Origin of the sequence: Flavobacterium granuli (genome assembly GCF_900129705.1) — a bacterium.
GTDB lineage: Bacteria > Bacteroidota > Bacteroidia > Flavobacteriales > Flavobacteriaceae > Flavobacterium > Flavobacterium granuli.
The window spans coordinates 93,068-111,690 of sequence record NZ_FQWO01000008.1 but is presented as its reverse complement, the minus strand read 5'-3'; the positions used below and the strand labels follow the sequence as shown (position 1 = coordinate 111,690).

Genomic DNA, 18,623 nt, shown 5'->3' with positions numbered 1-18,623 from the left:
TTCAATTTTAAAAGAATAATGAAAAAATATACAAACACAGGAAGTAAAGATACTCGTTCGGGTTTTGGTGCGGGAATGACTGAGTTAGGTCAAAAAAATGAAAACGTAGTGGCACTTTGTGCTGATTTAATTGGATCGTTGAAATTTGACGATTTCAAGAAAAATCATCCAGAGCGTTTTTTTCAAATCGGAATTGCTGAAGCAAATATGATTGGAATTGCAGCTGGTTTAACTATTGGTGGGAAAATTCCTTTCACAGGAACTTTTGCTAACTTTTCTACAGGAAGAGTATATGACCAAATTCGTCAATCAGTAGCTTACTCTGAAAAAAATGTAAAAATTTGTGCTTCTCACGCTGGTTTAACACTAGGAGAAGACGGAGCTACACACCAAATACTTGAAGATATCGGTTTAATGAAAATGTTGCCGGGAATGACCGTAATCAATACATGTGATTACAATCAAACCAAAGCTGCGACTCTTGCTCTTGCCGATCATCATGGCCCTGCTTATTTGCGTTTTGGACGTCCTGTAGTGCCAAATTTCATGCCTGCTGACGAACCTTTCGTAATTGGAAAAGCAATCCTTTTAAACGAAGGTACTGATGTAACTATTGTTGCTACAGGTCATCTGGTTTGGGAAGCTCTTATTGCTGCTGAAGCATTGGAAGCAAAAGGAATTTCTGCCGAGGTAATTAACATTCATACTATTAAACCATTGGACGAAGAAGCTATTCTAAAATCATTGGCCAAAACTAAATGCATTGTTACCGCTGAAGAGCACAATATTCTTGGAGGTCTTGGCGAAAGCGTTTCTAGAGTATTGGCATTACACCACCCAGCTCCACAGGAGTTTGTAGCGGTAAATGACAGCTTTGGTGAATCTGGAACTCCGGAACAACTTATGGAGAAATACAAATTGAACAATCAAGCGATTGTTGAAGCTGTAGAAAGAGTGATCAAAAGAAAATAAGTTCATAGGGATAATCCTTTCTTGAAATAAAAAAAACCGTTGATGAAAATCAACGGTTTTTTTATGCTTTGTATTTTCTGCTATTTCTATTTATCCAAAAGGAAAATAATTGCTTTATTATGCTAGGGCACTTTCAAAGTTTACTGCTTTTTTCAAAAAAGCTTTTATCAACAAACGGTTAGGCGTTAAACCAGAAGTCATAATTTGCTTTTTAGCATTTGCTCCTTCAGTTGATATTGTACTATTTGGATTTTGTTTTGAAGTCATAAACCAAAGAACAAATTCTAAATTAGAATTTCTAACAGACGTTTCTTGTTTTATTTCGTGAGTAGTTTCATTAGCGGTAGATACAACTGCATTTTGCTCAACAGACTGACCAAAAGCAGTAACATTAAACAATAAAACAATAGCAACAACGAAGTAGAATGTAAAAGATTTTTTGTTGTCGTTATGTGTAAAAAAATTGTTCATACTATTCTTTTTTTTCAAATGATAAACCTTTATCACTTATTCTTGACCAAAACTAAATCAACAATAACCTACAAAAAAATATTTTCGATAAACTGCTGTTATAAACGTTTAGCTACAAAAATGTAGCAACACACAGTACAAACAAACCGTTATATTTAGTTTATTAAAACATTAACCGCTAAACAAACAGCACTTAAAAAAAGAATCCCGAGAGTACACGACTATCGGGATAAAGTAACTTTAAAAAACACTAAGACAAAAAAAAGGCTTCCACAATGGGAAGCCTTTTTATAAAATTATGCTTGTCCTGCAGGACCAAAATTAAGCGGAATAGGAGCTTGTTCAGTGTCTTTGATTTCGCCGTGGGCTATTTCAAATCGATGAATATTCTCTCCAATAGCCTTCAATAGTCTTTTGGCATGCTGTGGGGTCAAGACAATTCTTGATTTCACTTTGGCCTTAGGAACACCAGGCATGATACTTACAAAATCTAAAACAAACTCAGATGAAGAATGATTGATTATAGCTAAATTAGAATAAATTCCTTCAGCTGTTTTTTCATCCAATTCAATATTTATTTGCTCTTGTTGTTGATTAGAATTACTCATGTCTTAGTAAATATATTCCTCTTTATTAGCCATCATATCATTATAATCTTCTTTTGAACCTACAATTGTATGATCGTATTCTCTCATACCCGTTCCGGCAGGGATTCTATGACCTACAATTACATTTTCTTTCAATCCTTCTAAGTAATCGATCTTACCTGCAACAGCAGCTTCGTTCAATACTTTAGTGGTTTCCTGAAAAGAAGCCGCAGAAATGAATGATTTCGTTTGAAGAGATGCTCTTGTAATACCTTGTAATACCGGAGTCGCAGTTGCAGTGATTACATCACGAGCCACAACTAGGTTTTTATCCGTACGTTTCAAAAGAGAATTTTCATCACGCAACTCACGAGGCGAAATAATTTGACCTTCTTTCAAATTCGTAGAATCACCAGCGTCTTCAATCACCTTCATTCCGTACAATTTATCGTTTTCTACGATAAAATCTTTAGTATGAATCAATTGATCTTCTAGGAACAATGTATCTCCTGGATCTTGAACTCTTACTTTACGCATCATTTGACGTATTACTACCTCAAAGTGCTTATCATTAATTTTCACCCCTTGTAAACGGTATACCTCTTGAATTTCATTTACTAGATACTGTTGAACAGCAGCAGGTCCTTTAATTCTTAAGATATCGTCTGGAGTAATCGCTCCGTCAGACAAAGGTACACCAGCTCTTACGAAGTCATTCTCTTGAACAAGAATTTGACTTGAAAGTTTTACTAAGTACTTTCTAACATCACCAAATTTAGATTCGATAACGATCTCACGGTTACCTCTTTTGATTTTTCCAAAAGAAACAACACCATCAATCTCAGAAACTACAGCTGGGTTTGAAGGATTACGAGCTTCTAAAAGTTCTGTAATTCTTGGTAAACCTCCTGTAATATCCCCAGATTTAGAAGAACGACGTGGAATTTTCACCAATACTTTACCCGCTTTAATTTTCTCTCCGTCTTCAACCATCAAGTGAGCTCCAACCGGTAAGTTGTAAGAACGGATCAATTCACCGTCTTTACCGTAAACTAATAAAGTTGGAATTAATTTCTTATTTCTTGCCTCAGAGATTACTTTTTCTTGGAAACCAGTTTGCTCATCAATTTCAACCATGAATGATTGACCTTGCTCTAAATCTTCGTAAGCAATTTTACCGGTAAATTCCGAAACAATAACCCCATTATATGGATCCCATTTACAGATTACATCTCCTTTTGCAACAGACTGACCGTCTTTTACAAAAATACTTGATCCGTAAGGAATGTTATGTGTATTTAAAACAATACCTGTTTTTTCGTCTACTAATTTCAATTCAGTTGAACGAGAAACCACAATATCAACAGCATTTCCTTCGTTATCCTCACCTTTTACAGTTTTAAGATCTTCGATTTCAAGCTTACCGTTGAATTTCGTAATGATACTGGATTCTTCAGAAATACCACCCGCAACCCCACCGACGTGGAATGTACGCAATGTTAACTGTGTTCCTGGCTCTCCAATAGACTGAGCAGCGATAACTCCAACTGCTTCACCTCTTTGAGTCATTTTTCCAGTAGCTAAGTTTCTACCGTAACATTTAGCACAAATACCTTTTGTAGCCTCACAAACAAGCGGTGAACGTACTTCCACTTTCTCGATAGGAGAAGCTTCAATAACTTTCATTATAGCCTCAGTAATTTGTTGTCCAGCTTGAACTAACACTTCACTAGTTAAAGGATTAACAACATCTTGCAAAGCAACACGTCCTAAAATTCTTTCTCCTAATGATTCAACTATTTCTTCATTCTTTTTCAATGCAGAAACTTCAACACCTCTTAATGTACCACAATCATCAATATTAACGATAACATCTTGAGAAACATCATGTAACCTTCTTGTTAAGTATCCAGCATCCGCCGTTTTAAGAGCCGTATCCGCAAGTCCTTTACGAGCACCGTGAGTAGAGATAAAGTACTCAAGGATTGAAAGACCTTCCTTAAAGTTAGAAAGAATTGGGTTTTCAATAATTTCACCACCACCAGCAGTAGATTTTTTTGGCTTAGCCATCAAACCACGCATACCAGTTAACTGACGAATTTGTTCTTTAGATCCCCTTGCTCCAGAGTCAAGCATCATATACACTGAGTTGAAACCTTGTTGGTCTTCTCTAATGTTTTTCATTGCCAACTCTGTTAATTGCGCATTAGCAGAAGTCCATACGTCAATAACTTGGTTGTAACGTTCGTTATTAGTAATAAGACCCATGTTATAGTTAGCAGAAATACCTTCAACTTGTTCTCTGGCGTCAGCGATTAATTTAGGTTTTTGATCTGGAATTCTAATATCACCAAGAGAGAATGACAAACCACCTTTGAAGGCAAATTTGTACCCCATATCTTTCATGTTATCCAAGAAAGCAGCCGTTTCAGGTACGCTTGTTGAATTTAATACGTGACCGATAATATCTCTTAGGTTTTTCTTAGTCAATACATCATTGATATATCCTGCTGCTTCTGGTACTACTTCATTAAATAATACACGTCCGGCAGTTGTTTGGATAATTTTGTATACTAATTCTCCTTCATCATTAAAATCTTTTGCTCTAATTCTAACACGAGCATTCAATTCTAATCTTCCTTCATTCAATGCAATATTAACTTCTTCAGCAGAATAGAAAGTCAAATCTTGACCTAAAATTTTCTTTTCTGGTGTTGAGATACGTTCTTTGGTCATATAATATAGACCCAAAACCATATCCTGAGAAGGTACTGTAATTGGCGCACCATTTGCAGGATTCAGAATGTTATGAGAAGCCAACATTAACAATTGTGCTTCAAGAATAGCTTCTGGTCCTAATGGTAAGTGAACTGCCATTTGATCCCCATCAAAATCCGCATTAAATGCCGTACAAACTAAAGGGTGCAATTGGATTGCTTTTCCTTCAATTAATTTTGGTTGGAAAGCTTGAATACCTAATCTGTGCAAAGTAGGAGCACGGTTCAGTAAGATTGGGTGACCTTTAATTACGTTTTCAAGGATATCCCAAACTACAGGCTCTTTCTTATCTATTATTTTTTTAGCTGATTTAACCGTTTTTACAATTCCTCTTTCTATCAATTTACGGATAACGAAAGGTTTGTATAATTCGGCTGCCATATCCTTAGGGATACCACATTCGAACAATTTCAATTCAGGTCCAACAACAATTACCGAACGAGCAGAATAATCCACACGTTTTCCAAGTAAGTTTTGACGGAAACGTCCTTGCTTACCTTTAAGGGAATCAGATAATGATTTTAATGGTCTGTTTGATTCTGTTTTAACAGCAGATGCTTTTCTTGTATTATCAAATAATGAATCTACCGATTCTTGCAACATACGTTTTTCGTTTCTCAAGATCACTTCAGGAGCTTTGATCTCCATTAATCTTTTCAAACGGTTGTTACGTATAATTACACGACGGTATAAATCATTTAAATCTGAAGTTGCAAAACGACCTCCATCAAGTGGCACAAGCGGACGTAATTCTGGTGGAATAACAGGAACCACTTTCATAATCATCCATTCTGGACGGTTCTCACGGTTCAAGTTAGACTCACGGAAAGATTCAACTACTTGTAATCTTTTTAATGCTTCTGTTTTACGTTGTTTAGAAGTTTCATTATTTGCACTATGTCTTAATTGGTAAGACAATTGATCTAAATCAATTCTTGCCAACAAGTCCATAATACACTCAGCTCCCATTTTGGCAACAAATTTATTTGGATCAAAATCATCCAAATATTGATTGTCAGCAGGAAGAGTATCTAATATATTCAAATATTCTTCTTCAGTTAAGAAGTCTAGTCTTTGAACTGATTCTCCGTCAGCATTTTTAGCAATACCCGCTTGAATTACTACGTATCTTTCGTAGTAAATAATCATATCTAATTTCTTAGATGGAAGACCTAGGATATAACCAATTTTGTTTGGTAACGAACGGAAATACCAGATGTGAGCAATTGGCACAACAAGGTTGATGTGTCCTACTCTATCTCTACGTACTTTTTTCTCAGTAACTTCTACTCCACAACGGTCGCAGATGATTCCTTTGTAACGAATTCTTTTATACTTACCACAAGCACATTCAAAATCCTTAACTGGTCCAAAAATTCTTTCACAGAAAAGACCGTCACGCTCAGGCTTGTGCGTACGGTAGTTGATGGTTTCTGGTTTTAAAACTTCACCTCTTGATTCTTTCAAGATCGATTCAGGAGAAGCAAGACCTATTGAGATTTTATTAAACCTTTTTACAGGGTTTTTATCTTTATTGTTATTATTTCTATTATTTATCATAGTTTTTACTATTGATTTATTTGCAATTAAAAATTGATTCTCGTTTTAGTCTAAAGTCAAATGTCTTAAAGTTTTTAAAGTCACGTATAACTTTCGACTTTGGACTTAGAAACTTTCGACTATAACACTACCTCGAATTACTTCTCTAAACTTCAAATCAAATTTTGAAGTGCTAATTATAAAACCTTGGGTTTGTATAAAAAATCGGAACGGGTTACGGGTCTAAATCCTAAAAACTCTTATAAACAAGTAATCAGCCCTAATAAAAATCAGGACTGAATACTGCAAACTTTAATTTATTCTTCTAAACGAATGTCAAGTCCAAGACCTTTCAATTCATGCATCAATACATTGAAGGATTCTGGCAATCCTGGTTCTGGCATAGATTCACCTTTTACGATTGCTTCGTAAGTTTTAGCTCTACCTATAACATCATCCGATTTCACAGTCAAGATTTCTCTAAGTGTACTTGATGCTCCATAAGCTTCAAGTGCCCAAACCTCCATCTCTCCAAAACGCTGACCTCCAAATTGAGCTTTACCTCCAAGTGGTTGTTGTGTAATCAACGAGTATGGACCGATAGAACGTGCGTGCATCTTATCATCAACCATGTGTCCTAATTTAAGCATGTAAATTACACCCACAGTCGCTGCTTGATGGAAACGTTCTCCAGTACCACCATCATAAAGATGTGTATGTCCAAAACGTGGCACTCCAGCTTCGTCAGTCAATTCATTAATTTGGTCAAGAGAAGCACCATCAAAAATTGGAGTAGCAAATTTTCTACCCAAGTTCATTCCAGCCCAACCTAATACCGTTTCATAAATTTGACCAATGTTCATACGTGAAGGTACCCCTAGTGGATTCAACACAATATCAACCGGTGTTCCGTCTTCAAGGAAAGGCATATCTTCATGACGAACGATTCTTGCAACAATACCTTTGTTACCGTGACGTCCTGCCATTTTATCCCCTACTTTCAACTTACGTTTCTTAGCGATATAAACTTTAGCTAATTTCAAAATTCCTGATGGCAATTCATCTCCAACAGTAATGGTGAATTTCTCTCTTCTTAACGCTCCTTGTAAATCGTTCAACTTAATTTTATAGTTATGAATTAAATCATTCACCATTTTATTAGTTGCATCATCAGCTACCCATTGACCTTTACTTAAGTGAGCAAAATCTTCAACAGCATAAAGCATTTTTTGAGTGTATTTTTTACCTTTTGGTAAAACTTCTTCACCCAAATCATTCATTACACCTTGAGAGGTTTTTCCGTTTACAATCAAGAATAGTTTCTCTACTAGTCTGTCTTTTAATTCGACAAATTTAACTTCGAATTCCATTTCAAGTGCTCCTAAAGCATCTTTATCTTGAGTACGTTTGCGTTTGTCTTTTACTGCTCTTGCAAATAATTTTTTATCAAGAACTACACCGTGTAAAGATGGAGACGCTTTCAATGAAGCATCTTTTACATCACCTGCTTTATCCCCAAAGATTGCACGAAGCAATTTCTCTTCTGGAGTAGGATCAGATTCTCCTTTTGGTGTAATCTTACCGATAAGAATGTCACCAGGTTTCACCTCGGCTCCAATTCTAATCATACCATTTTCATCCAAATCTTTAGTAGCTTCTTCAGAAACGTTTGGTATATCATTTGTAAGTTCTTCGTTACCTAATTTAGTATCTCTAACTTCTAATGAATAATCATCAACGTGAATAGAGGTAAAAATGTCGTCACGAACTACTTTTTCAGAAATTACAATCGCATCCTCAAAGTTGTACCCTTTCCATGGCATAAACGCCACTTTTAGGTTACGACCTAAAGCTAGCTCCCCATTTTGAGTAGCATAACCCTCAGATAATACTTGACCAGGTACCACTCTATCCCCTTTTCTTACGATAGGTTTTAAGTTGATACTTGTTCCTTGATTGGTTTTTCTAAATTTAATTAGATTGTATGTTTTCTCATCTGGTTCAAAACTTACCATTCTTTCTTCCTCAGAACGGTCGTATTTGATAGTGATGATATTTGCATCTACATATTCAATAACTCCATGACCTTCAGCGTTAATTAAAACTCTAGAATCAGAAGCGACTTGACGCTCTAAACCGGTTCCAACAATAGGAGCTTCAGGACGAATCAATGGTACGGCCTGACGCATCATGTTAGATCCCATCAAGGCTCTATTCGCGTCATCATGTTCCAAGAAAGGAATCAACGAGGCAGAAATAGAAGCAATTTGGTTAGGAGCTACGTCTGTATAATCTACTTTTGCTGGATCAATAACAGGGAAATCACCTTCTTGACGTGCAATTACGTTTTCGGCAATAATTTTACCTGAATTATCCATTTCAATGTTGGCTTGTGCAATCAACATTCCTTCTTCTTCTTCAGCACTTAAGTATATTGGAGTAGACTCTAAATCTACCACTCCATTAGTTACTTTACGGTAAGGTGTTTCGATGAAACCCATTCCGTTTACTTTAGCATAAACTCCAAGAGAAGAAATCAAACCAATGTTTGGTCCCTCAGGAGTTTCAATTGGACATAAACGTCCGTAGTGCGTATAGTGAACGTCACGAACCTCAAATCCGGCTCTTTCTCTCGAAAGTCCACCTGGTCCAAGTGCAGATAATCTTCTTTTGTGCGTTATCTCAGCAAGCGGATTCGTTTGATCCATAAATTGAGACAACTGGTTCGTTCCAAAGAAAGAGTTAATAACTGATGATAATGTTTTAGCATTAATCAAATCAATTGGTGTAAACACCTCGTTATCTCTAACGTTCATTCTCTCACGAATAGTTCTGGCCATACGTGCTAAACCAACACCGAATTGTTGAGACAATTGTTCTCCAACTGTTCTAACACGACGGTTTGATAAGTGGTCAATATCATCAATATCCGCTTTTGCGTTAATCAACTCAATTAAATACTTCACGATAGTTATGATATCTTCTTTGGTAAGCACTTGCTTTTCCATTGGAATATCTAAACCAAGTTTTTTATTCATTCTATAACGGCCTACTTCACCTAAGTTGTAACGTTGGTCAGAGAAGAATAATTTATCTATAATACCACGAGCAGTTTCTTCATCAGGCGGTTCTGCGTTACGCAATTGTCTGTAGATATGCTCAACGGCTTCTTTTTCAGAGTTGGTTGGATCTTTTTGTAACGTGTTATGGATGATAGCATAATCAGCTTGATTAGCATCTTCTTTATGTAACAAAATAGATTTAACGTTAGAATCAATGATTTCTTCCACATTATCTTTGTCGATAATGGTATCTCTATCAAGGATAATCTCGTTACGTTCGATAGAAACTACTTCACCAGTATCTTCATCTACGAAATCTTCATGCCATGTATTCAATACACGAGCAGCTAATTTTCTACCGATATATTTTTTAAGTCCTGTTTTAGACACTTTAATTTCCTCAGCAAGGTCGAAAATCTCTAGGATATCCTTGTCTCTTTCGAAACCTATTGCACGGAATAAAGTAGTTACAGGTAATTTTTTCTTTCTGTCGATATAAGCGTACATTACACTATTGATATCTGTAGAAAATTCTATCCAAGATCCTTTAAAAGGAATTACTCTGGCAGAATATAATTTTGTTCCATTTGCATGGAATGACTGTCCAAAGAATACACCAGGAGAACGGTGAAGTTGTGAAACCACAACACGCTCAGCACCATTGATAACAAAAGTACCACTTGGCGTCATGTAAGGTATTGTTCCAAGATAAACATCTTGTACTATCGTTTCAAAATCTTCGTGCTCTGGATCTGTACAATACAGTTTTAACCTAGCTTTTAAGGGCACACTATGCGTTAGACCTCTTTCAATACATTCTTGAATTGTATAACGTGGTGGATCTACAAAATAGTCCAGGAATTCCAATACAAAGTTATTTCTTGTATCTGTAATTGGAAAATTTTCCATGAAGGTATTATAAAGTCCTTCATTGCCTCTTTCATCAGATTTAGTTTCTAATTGAAAAAAATCTTGAAAAGATTTTACCTGAACATCTAGAAAATCTGGATAGTTCGGGATATTTTTTGTAGAGGCAAAATTCAATCTTTCAGTCTGATTTGTTATCATCAATGGACAAAATTTTGATTAAAAAAGTAATTTTTTGTGTATAAATATGATTTTATACTTTTCTTTTAGGACCATTACATCTTTAAAAACCAATTTAAGATAACTACTTTCTTATTATCTGTTAATTTTTTTTCCTCGTAATGGGCAAAAGGAATTGAATTTCAAAAGCTATTTTTATAGCAAAATAAGATAGACTTTTGTAATACGAAAAATGGTTTAGGTCTTTGGGCGACTAAACCCAAGACCTAAACCTTATTTTTTAAACTGAATTTAACTATTTAAGCTCAACTACAGCTCCAGCTTCTTCTAAAGATTTTTTAAGCCCTTCAGCCTCTTCTTTAGAAACACCTTCTTTAACATTAGATGGAGCTCCATCAACTACATCTTTAGCTTCTTTCAAACCTAAACCTGTAAGTTCTTTAACTAATTTTACAACTGCTAATTTAGAAGAACCAGCTTCTTTCAATACCACTGTAAATTCAGTTTGAGCTTCTTCTGCAGCACCATCAGCACCACCAGCAGCAACTACTACAGCTGCAGCAGCTGGTTCGATTCCGTACTCATCTTTTAATATTGTTGCTAATTCGTTAACTTCTTTTACAGTTAAATTAACTAATTGTTCTGCGAATTGTTTCAAATCTGCCATTTTTTCTATCGTTTTAAAATGATTTGTAAAATTATATTTTGTTTATTGTGCGCATTGTAAATAATAAAAGGGAACTAAAAGTTCTTTTTTATTATGCTTCCTCAGCTTGCTCTTCTCCAGCAAATTTGTTTTGAAGTGCAGAAATAATTCTTTGTGCTGGTGATTGAAGTAATCCAATAAGTTCACCAAGAAGTTCTTCTTTAGATTTGATAGTTGCTAATGCATCTAATTGATCATCTCCAATATAAACTTCAGCATTTATGTAAGCTCCTTTCAAAATTGGCAAAGCCGATTTTTTACGGAAATCTTTAATTATTTTCCCAGGTGCATTAGCCACATCCGAAATAAATATAGCACTGTTACCCACAAGAACTGAAGGCAATTCACCATAACTATTTTCAGAAGCTTCCATTGCTTTTGCAAGCAAAGTGTTTTTTATAACCTCTAATTTCACACCTGCTTTAAAACAAGCTCTTCTCAAATTTGAAGTTGTTTCTGCATTTAGTCCAGAAATATCTGCTACATAAACAATATTTGTACCAGCTAACTGTGCAGTTAAATCTTCAATCGCGATTGATTTTTCTTCTCTAGTCATACTAAAAATTTTTAACTACCAATTATACTGCTTTAGGGTCCAATGCAATTGCTGGACTCATAGTGCTTGTAAGGTGAATACCTTTAATGTAGGTACCTTTAGCAGCAGTTGGTTTAAGTTTGATTAATGTTTGAATAATTTCGTGTGCATTGTCATAAATTTGCTCAGCTCCAAAAGAAACTTTACCAATTCCTGCATGTACGATACCAGTTTTATCAACTTTAAAGTCAATTTTACCAGCTTTTACCTCTGCAACAGCTTTTGCAACATCCATAGTTACAGTACCTGTTTTAGGGTTAGGCATTAAACCTCTAGGCCCTAAAATACGACCTAATGGACCTAATTTACCCATAACAGCAGGCATAGTGATAATTACATCAACATCTGTCCAACCGTCTTTTATCTTTTGTAAATAATCATCAAGACCTACATAGTCTGCACCAGCTGCCAAAGCTTCCGCTTCTTTATCCGGAGTAACTAATGCTAATACTTTAACATCTTTACCAGTTCCATGAGGTAATGTTACCACACCTCTAACCATTTGATTCGCTTTTCTTGGATCTACACCCAAACGTACTGCGATATCAACAGACTCATCAAATTTTGCAGAAGCTATAACTTTGATTAATGCAGCTGCATCTTTCAAAGAGTATAGTTTGTTCTTTTCAATTTTTGAAGCAGCCTCTTTTTGCTTTTTTGTCAATTTTGCCATGTCTTTCTCTTAATTAAAAAGGAGCGTCTCCTGATACAGTTATACCCATAGATCTAGCTGTTCCAGCAACCATACTCATAGCTTTCTCAATAGTGAAAGCATTTAAGTCCGGCATTTTATCTTCAGCAATAGTTCTAATTTGTTCCCAAGTAACACTTGCTACTTTTCTACGATTAGGCTCACCAGAACCAGATTTAAGCTTCGCAGCTTCCATTAACTGAACGGCCGCAGGAGGAGTTTTTACAACAAAATCAAATGATTTGTCTTTATACACAGTAATTTGCACTGGGCATATTTTGCCGGCTTTATCTTGTGTTCTAGCATTAAATTGCTTACAGAACTCCATGATATTAACACCAGCAGCTCCTAAAGCAGGTCCAACCGGTGGCGACGGATTCGCAGCACCTCCCTTAACTTGTAGTTTAACTACTTTACTAATTTCTTTAGCCATTTTTTTAAAAATTTAACATCACAATTATTGGAAGCAATTGCAATGGTTATTATAGGTAATGTAACAAAATTATACTTTTTCAACTTGCATAAAACTCAACTCTAATGGCGTCTTTCTTCCGAAAATCTTAACCATCACTTCAAGTTTACGCTTTTCTTCATTGATTTTCTCAACAGTTCCATTAAAACCATTAAAAGGACCATCAATAACCTTAACCGTTTCACCAACATTGAAAGGTATTGAACGAGTATCTGTATTTACAGCCAACTCATCCACTTTTCCTAACATTCTATTTACTTCGGACATCCTTAACGGAACAGGTTCCCCACCTTTAGTTTCACCTAAAAAACCAATAACACTTGTTATAGACTTAATAATATGTGGAATTTCACCAACAAGGTTAGCTTCAATCATAACATAACCCGGAAAATAAACTTTATCTTTAACAATTTTCTTTCCCTCTTTCACAGTAACCACTTTCTCAGTAGGAACCAAAACTTGAGAAACAAAATCTTCCATCCCTAATCTAGAGATTTCCGTTTCAATATAAGCTTTTACTTTATTCTCCTGACCGCTTACCGCTCGAACGACATACCACTTTTTTATACTACTATCTGTCATCACAAAAATTAAGCTTTTATCCAGTTAAAAAATCCAGCTAATGCTTTTGTAAAAAACTCATCCACTCCCCATGTTGCCAAAGCGAACAATACCGAAAAAACAGCAACAACAATCGTAAGTTTTTGAACTTCCGCCCAAACAGGCCAAGTCACATTTGATTTCAATTCTTCAAATGCCTCTGATATGTAATTAACAATTTTTGCCATGATGATTATATTTTTTTTTGCACGGGCGGAGGGATTCGAACCCCCATCAACGGTTTTGGAGACCGCTATTCTACCCTTGAACTACGCCCGTAATTAAAAGCCAGCGATTTCTGTTAAGAAAACCAACTGGCTTTTTATAATATTTATAGGATTATCCTACGATTTCAGTTACCTGACCTGCTCCTACAGTTCTACCACCTTCACGGATAGCAAAACGCAAACCTACGCTCATTGCGATTGGGCTCAACAAAGAAACATTGATAGTCAAGTTATCTCCCGGCATTACCATCTCTACACCTTCTGGTAAAGTAATAACTCCTGTTACGTCAGTTGTACGTACGTAGAACTGTGGACGGTAGTTATTATGGAATGGAGTATGACGACCACCTTCTTCTTTTTTCAAGATATAAACCTCAGCTTTGAAAGTAGCGTGTGGTTTTACTGATCCTGGCTTAATGATAACCATTCCTCTTTTGATAGATTCTTTATCAATACCTCTTAACAATAAACCTACGTTATCTCCAGCTTCTCCTCTATCAAGGATTTTACGGAACATCTCAACTCCTGTAATAGTAGAAGTCAATTTATCAGCTCCCATACCAATGATTTCAACAGGATCTCCTGTATTAGCAACTCCAGTTTCGATACGTCCTGTAGCAACAGTTCCACGACCTGTAATTGTAAATACATCTTCAACTGGCATCAAGAAAGGTTTTGCAACATCTCTTACCGGCTCTTCAATCCAAGCATCAACAGCAGCCATCAATTCAAGAATTTTTGGTACCCAAACTGGATCATTATTCAATCCACCTAAAGCAGAACCTTGAATTACAGGACAATTATCACCATCATATTCATAGAAAGACAATAAGTCTCTAATTTCCATTTCAACAAGCTCTAACAACTCCTCATCATCAACCATATCCACTTTATTCATGAATACAACAATTCTAGGAATACCTACTTGACGACCTAAAAGGATATGCTCACGTGTTTGTGGCATTGGCCCATCAGTAGCAGCTACAACAAGAATAGCACCATCCATTTGAGCAGCTCCAGTAACCATGTTCTTTACGTAATCCGCGTGACCAGGACAGTCAACGTGTGCGTAATGACGGTTAGCAGTTTCATACTCAACGTGAGATGTATTAATTGTAATACCTCTTTCTTTCTCCTCAGGAGCGTTATCGATTTGATCAAACGATTTAGCTTGACAGTAACCAGCATCAGATAATACTTTCGTTATCGCTGCAGTTAAAGTAGTTTTCCCATGATCTACGTGTCCAATTGTACCTATATTTAAGTGCGGTTTGGAACGATTAAAATTTTCTTTTGCCATTTTACTTAATTTTTAATCTTAGTTATATATTTATTTCAATTTCCTACTTACTTGAGCCAACTACGGGAATTGAACCCGTGACCTCTTCCTTACCAAGGAAGCACTCTACCCCTGAGCTAAGTCGGCAGAACCCTTGATTTAAAAGCTTTTATTTTCAAAATTCAGACCTTAAATCTATTTTAAAAAAATCGGCAATCTAAATTCCATTCTTGTGGGGAGAGCAGGATTCGAACCTGCGAAGTTCTCACAGCAGATTTACAGTCTGCCCTCGTTGGCCGCTTGAGTATCTCCCCTTTTTTTATCAATAATCACATGAACTACTCCAAATCGAATTGGGAAAAAGAGCCGGCGGAGGGACTCGAACCCACGACCTGCTGATTACAAATCAGCTGCTCTAGCCAACTGAGCTACGCTGGCGATTTCAATAAAAAAAGTCCGCTATTTCTAACGGACTGCAAATGTAGAGATTTTATCTATGAATCAAAACATTTTTTTAAAAAAATTTGCATTATATGTGTGTTCTTATTTTTTCTTTTCTTTTTACTAGCAATCTCTCCAAGGATTCTGCTGACAATTCGATCGCCTCCTCAAAAGTTTTGCATTGTTTTTTTACCAGAAAATCATCCCCCGGAACATTAACCTTTACTTCAACAAGCTTATTCTCTTTATCACTTGTCTTTTCTACCTTCAAATAGACATCTGACGAGACCACCTTATCATAATACTTTTCTAGCTTATCCATTCTCTCTTGAACATAATCCACTAATTTCCCGTCAACAGTAAAGTTAACCGCATGAACATTTACCTTCATAATTACTTTTTTTTTAGTTAAACTTCTTAAAGAATCATCACCTATTCCTCGGATGTGCCTCTTCATAAATCTTTTTCAACTCAGACAAACTGCTGTGCGTATAAATTTGCGTAGAAGCCAAACTAGAATGACCCAATAATTCTTTTACCGAATTCAAATCTGCCCCGTTATTTAATAAATGAGTCGCAAACGTATGCCTTAAAACATGCGGACTTTTTTTTACCTTTTCCGAGACAGTACTAAAGTAAGAATTTATTAACCGATACACAAAAGAATCACTCAATTTTAACCCTTTTTTTGTTGTAAAAAAATAACCACAATCCTCACTAATTCCCAACAGAGCCTTCTCCTTAACATACAACAGAAACTGATCCATCACAACAGACAAAACAGGGAGCAGCCTTTCTTTATTCCTCTTACCAAGAACCTTTATTGTATTATTCGAAAAATCAACCGCATCAACCCCCAAATGAATCAACTCAGCCCTTCGCATTCCCGTAGTATAAAACAAGTCCATTATCAACTTATTCCTCACTTCTTCAAAACCAGCCAAAACCGAAACTTCAGTCAAGACTGCATCCACTTCTTTCTCTGAAAAGGGTATCTGAAGCTTTTTTGCAGTTTTTAAAGCTTTATGCTTAAGTAACGGACTCACTTCTATCCGTTTAATTTTTAACAGAAACTTATAAAAAGCTTTTAAAGATGCTATTTTTCTATTAACAGAAGTATTCGACATTCCATTATCAACCAACGAAACTATCCAACTCCTAATTTGAGAATACCCTACCTTCTCTAAATCATCCTGACCAAAACAAATCTCATTAAAAGACTGGAAACTTGTCAAATCATTCAAATACGCATTCACAGTGTGCGGAGAATATTTTTTCTCCTTTTCTAAATAATCCCTAAATGCAACTAAAGTAGTAATCATATAAAATAAAAAAACCGTTAGTATCAAAGTTATAAAACTTTAATGACTAACGGCATTTAATTTAAAAAGATATTAACTAGTTCTCTAAGTTATCTTTCATGTTTTGAATATAAGCTGCTTTCTGGATCTTAATTCTATTTTTCACAGAAGGCTTAATAAAAGCAGTACGTGCTCTTAACTGACGAACAGTTCCTGTTTTATCAAATTTTCTTTTATAGCGCTTTAATGCTCTATCGATATTTTCTCCGTCTTTAATTGGTATAATTAACATAATATTGACACCCCCTTTCGTTAAGTGTGCAAAAGTATATATTAATTATGAGTAATGAGTTATAAATTTTGGATTATTTTAAAAGAAATAAATTCCAACAAACAAAACTCTTTTTTTTCACTCAATTTCCTAATGAACCAAAAACTGAATTAAACAAAAAAACCCATTTCAGATCAACCGCATTTTAATCAATTAGAATCCGCCATTATTTCACAGCCGGCTTATAATTTTGTTTATCAATAATCATTTTTGCAAGAATCTCTTTAAGAATTTCCGAAGTTCCTCCACCAATTGGCCCCAAACGACTATCTCTAAACAAACGTGCTAAAGGATATTCTTCCATATAACCATAACCGCCCAACATTTGCAAACAGCTATAAATGGTTTCGTCAGCTACTTTTGTAGATTTCAACTTAGCCATGGTAGCCTCCTTAACTACATACTCCCCTTTATCCAATCGCGCTACAGCAGCATAATTAAATACCTTACAATGCTCGACCTCTGTTGCATGTTCTACTAATGTATGTCTTAATGCCTGGAACTTATCTATTGTCTTACCAAATGCTTCTCGTTGCGACATATATTCTATTGTATAATCAATCGCATACTCTGCACTTGCATGAGCATTTATAGCCATAATCAAACGCTCCAAAGCAAAATGCTGCATAATATAAGGAAAACCCTTTCCTTCTTCTCCCATTAAATTCTCTACAGGAATTTCCACATTATCAAATGCAATTTCTGCTGTATCTGAAGCTCTCCAACCTAATTTATCCAATTTTGTAGCTGAAATCCCTTTGAGATTACTATCCATCAAAAACATACTTATCCCTTTATTCCCCAGCTCTGGACTTGTTTTTGCAGCAACTACATAATAATCTCCATAAACGCCATTTGTAATAAAAGTTTTAGAGCCGTTAATAATATATTTATCTCCTTTTTTAACAGCCGTTGTTCTCATACCTGCAACATCACTACCGCCAAAAGGCTCTGTAATACACAAAGCTCCTATTTTATCGCCAGCTATACTTGGCGCTAAATAATCTTGCTTAATTCGTTCGTCACCTTCAGCATTTAAATGCGTCATCGCTAAATAAGAATGTGCCCACATAGCAGCGGCAAAACCAGCAGATTTTATTTTTTGAAGTTCTTCTAAAAAAATAACGGTATAAAATAAATCCAAATTCAATCCTCCATAAACCTCAGGATAGCGTATTCCCAAAAAGCCCATTTCACCAAACTTTTTCCATATAAAACGCTCTATTGTACCTGTTTTTTCCCATTTTTCAATATGAGGCACAACTTCTTTCTGCAAAAAATCTTTTAAACTCTCTCTAAATAATTGATGTTCTTCCGTGAAATAAACTGAATCCATATAATTAATATTTTTATTATTTTGACAAATTGAAGTAACTGAAACTTTTTTGATTGAAACAAAAAGTAAGGACTTTAAATCTAAGTTCTTAGTTAGTATTGAGCTAGACAACAGAATTATAACTTCCCGAAATTAAAACACGAAACTTGAAAATATTTTGTCGCTAATTCAAAAAAATTAAACACTCG

General features: G+C 35.5%; 16 protein-coding genes and 4 tRNA genes. 1 reads left to right on the top strand and 19 read right to left on the bottom strand.

The annotated features are described in order from the left end of the window. Window positions 1–18: 18 nt before the first annotated feature. A complete protein-coding gene (locus BUB25_RS11485) occupies window positions 19–972 on the top strand; it encodes a transketolase family protein (protein ID WP_072944442.1) in 954 nt (317 codons plus the stop codon). A 117-nt stretch (window positions 973–1,089) separates the two neighbouring features. Here BUB25_RS11485 and BUB25_RS11480 read toward each other — a convergent pair whose 3' ends face one another. The 19 genes from BUB25_RS11480 to BUB25_RS11390 form a co-directional block, all read right to left on the bottom strand. Then, window positions 1,090–1,443, bottom strand: a complete 354-nt coding sequence (locus BUB25_RS11480; RefSeq protein WP_072944440.1) for a hypothetical protein — start codon at window positions 1,441–1,443, stop codon at window positions 1,090–1,092. A 296-nt stretch (window positions 1,444–1,739) separates the two neighbouring features. Continuing rightward, window positions 1,740–2,051 carry a DUF3467 domain-containing protein gene (locus tag BUB25_RS11475; RefSeq protein ID WP_072944437.1) on the bottom strand — a complete coding sequence of 104 codons (312 nt, stop codon included), beginning with the start codon at window positions 2,049–2,051 and terminating at the stop codon, window positions 1,740–1,742. Window positions 2,052–2,054: 3 nt separating this feature from the next. Continuing rightward, a complete protein-coding gene (rpoC, locus tag BUB25_RS11470) occupies window positions 2,055–6,368 on the bottom strand; it encodes a DNA-directed RNA polymerase subunit beta' (protein ID WP_072944434.1) in 4,314 nt (1,437 codons plus the stop codon). Between the two features lie 296 nt (window positions 6,369–6,664). After that, window positions 6,665–10,477: a DNA-directed RNA polymerase subunit beta gene (gene rpoB, locus BUB25_RS11465; RefSeq protein ID WP_072944432.1), complete on the bottom strand. Its 3,813-nt coding sequence runs from the start codon at window positions 10,475–10,477 to the stop codon at window positions 6,665–6,667. A 274-nt stretch (window positions 10,478–10,751) separates the two neighbouring features. Continuing rightward, on the bottom strand, window positions 10,752–11,123 hold the full coding sequence (gene rplL, locus BUB25_RS11460) for a 50S ribosomal protein L7/L12 (RefSeq protein ID WP_072944430.1): 372 nt from the start codon (window positions 11,121–11,123) through the stop codon (window positions 10,752–10,754). Window positions 11,124–11,214: 91 nt separating this feature from the next. After that, a complete protein-coding gene (rplJ, locus tag BUB25_RS11455; protein WP_072944428.1) occupies window positions 11,215–11,718 on the bottom strand; it encodes a 50S ribosomal protein L10 in 504 nt (167 codons plus the stop codon). 22 nt (window positions 11,719–11,740) lie between these two features. Further along, window positions 11,741–12,430: a 50S ribosomal protein L1 gene (rplA, locus tag BUB25_RS11450; protein WP_072944426.1), complete on the bottom strand. Its 690-nt coding sequence runs from the start codon at window positions 12,428–12,430 to the stop codon at window positions 11,741–11,743. A 13-nt stretch (window positions 12,431–12,443) separates the two neighbouring features. Next, entirely contained in the window at window positions 12,444–12,881 is a 438-nt protein-coding gene (gene rplK / locus BUB25_RS11445) for a 50S ribosomal protein L11 (RefSeq protein WP_072944424.1), read from the bottom strand. Window positions 12,882–12,950: 69 nt separating this feature from the next. Further along, window positions 12,951–13,502: a transcription termination/antitermination protein NusG gene (nusG, locus tag BUB25_RS11440; RefSeq protein ID WP_072944422.1), complete on the bottom strand. Its 552-nt coding sequence runs from the start codon at window positions 13,500–13,502 to the stop codon at window positions 12,951–12,953. A gap of 8 nt (window positions 13,503–13,510) precedes the next feature. Further along, window positions 13,511–13,708: a preprotein translocase subunit SecE gene (secE, locus tag BUB25_RS11435; protein WP_072944420.1), complete on the bottom strand. Its 198-nt coding sequence runs from the start codon at window positions 13,706–13,708 to the stop codon at window positions 13,511–13,513. Window positions 13,709–13,728: 20 nt separating this feature from the next. Continuing rightward, a tRNA-Trp gene (locus tag BUB25_RS11430) sits at window positions 13,729–13,799 on the bottom strand. A 60-nt stretch (window positions 13,800–13,859) separates the two neighbouring features. After that, window positions 13,860–15,047, bottom strand: a complete 1,188-nt coding sequence (gene tuf, locus BUB25_RS11425) for an elongation factor Tu (RefSeq protein WP_072944417.1) — start codon at window positions 15,045–15,047, stop codon at window positions 13,860–13,862. A 54-nt stretch (window positions 15,048–15,101) separates the two neighbouring features. Beyond that, window positions 15,102–15,173, bottom strand: a tRNA-Thr gene (locus BUB25_RS11420). An 86-nt stretch (window positions 15,174–15,259) separates the two neighbouring features. Beyond that, window positions 15,260–15,340 (bottom strand) — tRNA-Tyr (locus BUB25_RS11415). A gap of 50 nt (window positions 15,341–15,390) precedes the next feature. Continuing rightward, window positions 15,391–15,464: transfer RNA gene (locus BUB25_RS11410), tRNA-Thr, on the bottom strand. 91 nt (window positions 15,465–15,555) lie between these two features. Then, complete coding sequence (gene hpf / locus BUB25_RS11405; protein WP_072944528.1) at window positions 15,556–15,858, bottom strand: ribosome hibernation-promoting factor, HPF/YfiA family; 303 nt, start codon at window positions 15,856–15,858, stop codon at window positions 15,556–15,558. 37 nt (window positions 15,859–15,895) lie between these two features. Next, entirely contained in the window at window positions 15,896–16,789 is an 894-nt protein-coding gene (locus BUB25_RS11400) for a tyrosine-type recombinase/integrase (protein ID WP_072944414.1), read from the bottom strand. A gap of 76 nt (window positions 16,790–16,865) precedes the next feature. Then, window positions 16,866–17,060 carry a 30S ribosomal protein S21 gene (gene rpsU, locus BUB25_RS11395; RefSeq protein WP_072944412.1) on the bottom strand — a complete coding sequence of 65 codons (195 nt, stop codon included), beginning with the start codon at window positions 17,058–17,060 and terminating at the stop codon, window positions 16,866–16,868. A 205-nt stretch (window positions 17,061–17,265) separates the two neighbouring features. Further along, window positions 17,266–18,435, bottom strand: coding sequence for an acyl-CoA dehydrogenase family protein (locus BUB25_RS11390; protein WP_072944410.1), 1,170 nt, complete (start codon window positions 18,433–18,435; stop codon window positions 17,266–17,268). Between the last annotated feature and the right edge of the window lie 188 nt (window positions 18,436–18,623).

Coding starts and splice junctions, on each gene's coding strand:
- BUB25_RS11485 (WP_072944442.1), top strand. CDS start 19: ATGAAAAAATATACAAACACAGGAAGTAAAGATACTCGTTCGGGTTTT.
- BUB25_RS11480 (WP_072944440.1), bottom strand. CDS start 1,443: ATGAACAATTTTTTTACACATAACGACAACAAAAAATCTTTTACATTC.
- BUB25_RS11475 (WP_072944437.1), bottom strand. CDS start 2,051: ATGAGTAATTCTAATCAACAACAAGAGCAAATAAATATTGAATTGGAT.
- rpoC (WP_072944434.1), bottom strand. CDS start 6,368: ATGATAAATAATAGAAATAATAACAATAAAGATAAAAACCCTGTAAAA.
- rpoB (WP_072944432.1), bottom strand. CDS start 10,477: ATGATAACAAATCAGACTGAAAGATTGAATTTTGCCTCTACAAAAAAT.
- rplL (WP_072944430.1), bottom strand. CDS start 11,123: ATGGCAGATTTGAAACAATTCGCAGAACAATTAGTTAATTTAACTGTA.
- rplJ (WP_072944428.1), bottom strand. CDS start 11,718: ATGACTAGAGAAGAAAAATCAATCGCGATTGAAGATTTAACTGCACAG.
- rplA (WP_072944426.1), bottom strand. CDS start 12,430: ATGGCAAAATTGACAAAAAAGCAAAAAGAGGCTGCTTCAAAAATTGAA.
- rplK (WP_072944424.1), bottom strand. CDS start 12,881: ATGGCTAAAGAAATTAGTAAAGTAGTTAAACTACAAGTTAAGGGAGGT.
- nusG (WP_072944422.1), bottom strand. CDS start 13,502: ATGACAGATAGTAGTATAAAAAAGTGGTATGTCGTTCGAGCGGTAAGC.
- secE (WP_072944420.1), bottom strand. CDS start 13,708: ATGGCAAAAATTGTTAATTACATATCAGAGGCATTTGAAGAATTGAAA.
- tuf (WP_072944417.1), bottom strand. CDS start 15,047: ATGGCAAAAGAAAATTTTAATCGTTCCAAACCGCACTTAAATATAGGT.
- hpf (WP_072944528.1), bottom strand. CDS start 15,858: ATGAAGGTAAATGTTCATGCGGTTAACTTTACTGTTGACGGGAAATTA.
- BUB25_RS11400 (WP_072944414.1), bottom strand. CDS start 16,789: ATGATTACTACTTTAGTTGCATTTAGGGATTATTTAGAAAAGGAGAAA.
- rpsU (WP_072944412.1), bottom strand. CDS start 17,060: ATGTTAATTATACCAATTAAAGACGGAGAAAATATCGATAGAGCATTA.
- BUB25_RS11390 (WP_072944410.1), bottom strand. CDS start 18,435: ATGGATTCAGTTTATTTCACGGAAGAACATCAATTATTTAGAGAGAGT.